The following is a 1,534-nucleotide window of genomic DNA, read 5'->3' on the forward strand; positions in this document are numbered from 1 at the left end:
AGCAGCTCCATGAGCCGCTCGGTCGCGCCGGCGGCGCGCAGCAGGTCGCCGTAGACCTCGGACAGCACGGCGACGCTGCCCACCAGGATGATCACGTACACGACCGTCTGGCCCAGGTGCCCGGCCGAGATGTCGCCGCGCAGCACCGCCTGCGTGCCCTGGTACAGGCCCCAGAGCAAGGCACCGAAGGTCGCGCTGATGACGAAGGCGACGAGGAGCGAGCGCATCCGGGTCCGCCGCACGGCGGTGCCGAAGGCGCGCTCGGTCGAGGCGGTGAAGCGCGTCGCTTCGCGGTCTTCCTGCAGATAGCTCTGCACCACGGGAATGGCGTTGAGCACCTCGGCCGCGATCGCGCTGGAGTCGGCGATCCGGTCCTGGCTGGCCCGGGAGAGCCGCCGCACGCGGCGACCGAAGTAGAGCGACGGCAGCACGACCAGGACCAGGATCGCCATGACCTGGGTCATCACCACCGGGTTGGTCACGATCAGCATCGCCATTGCGCCGACGCCCATCACGGCGTTGCGCAGGCCCATCGACAGGCTCGAGCCGACGACCGTCTGCACCAGGGTCGTGTCGGTGGTGAGGCGCGACAGCACCTCGCCGGTCTGCGTCGACTCGAAGAACTCCGGACTCTGCCGCACGACGTGCGCATAGACGGCGTTGCGAAGGTCGGCCGTGACGCGCTCGCCGAGCCAGCTCACCATGTAGAAGCGCGCCGCCGAGAAGATGCCGAGTGCGACGCCGACGCCGAAGAGGGCGACGAAGTGGCCGCGCAGCGCCATCACCTGCGCGCCGCGGTCGCTGCCGACGAAGCCGGTGTCGATGAGCGACTTGAGGGCGATCGGAAAGACCAGCGTCGTCGCCGCGGCCAGGACGAGGAAGAGCCCGGCCGCGGCGATGCGCAGGCGGTACGGGCGCAGGAACGGGAGCAGGCCGCCGAGGGCGCGGACGTTGCCGGGGGGCGGCGGCGCTGCGCTCGTCCGGGCGGGCGCGGGAAGCGTGGCGGAAGGCATGGACGAGTGTACCGAGAGGCGCCGCCGATAAAGGAGGCTCGGGCAAACAAAGCCTTGACAATAGTTGCCTAGACAAGTATATTCGCGGCATCGTGTCCCGTGCTCCCGGCCCCGCCAATTTCTACCGCGCCAGCGGCTACTGCGCCGACGACAGCGTCGGCTACCTGATGCGCCGCGTCCTCGTCGCGATCACGCAGGCTGCCGACCGGCGCCTCGAGCCCGACGGCCTCACCCACACCCAGTGGGGGCCGCTGTTCATGCTGCGCAACTCGCGCGCCTCCACCGTCGCCGAGCTCGCCCGCGAGCTGCAGACCGATCCGGGCGCCATGACCCGCCTGCTCGACCGGCTCGAGGCCAAGGGCCTGTGCCGGCGCGAACGCAGCACCGACGACCGCCGCGTCGTCCGCATCGCGCTCACGCCGGACGGCGATGCTGCGGCATCGCGGGTGCCGGCCGTTCTGGCCCAGGTGATGAACCAGTCCTTGTCCGGCTTCACGCGCGCCGAGTGGGAGTCGCTGAAG

General features: G+C 70.7%; 2 protein-coding genes. One reads left to right on the plus strand and one right to left on the minus strand.

The genetic code is table 11. From position 1 onward, the window contains the following. A partial coding sequence (locus AC30N0_RS10650) for an ABC transporter transmembrane domain-containing protein (protein WP_489517890.1) occupies positions 1 to 1,013 on the minus strand: 1,013 nt, incomplete at its 3' end. Between the two features lie 92 nt (positions 1,014 to 1,105). Between AC30N0_RS10650 and AC30N0_RS10655 the strand changes: the two genes are divergently transcribed. Further along, a partial coding sequence (locus tag AC30N0_RS10655) for a MarR family winged helix-turn-helix transcriptional regulator (protein WP_489517891.1) occupies positions 1,106 to 1,534 on the plus strand: 429 nt, incomplete at its 3' end.

The sequence above is a fragment of the Rhizobacter sp. genome, from assembly GCF_031412495.1.
Taxonomy (GTDB): Bacteria; Pseudomonadota; Gammaproteobacteria; order Burkholderiales; family Burkholderiaceae_C; genus Schlegelella_A.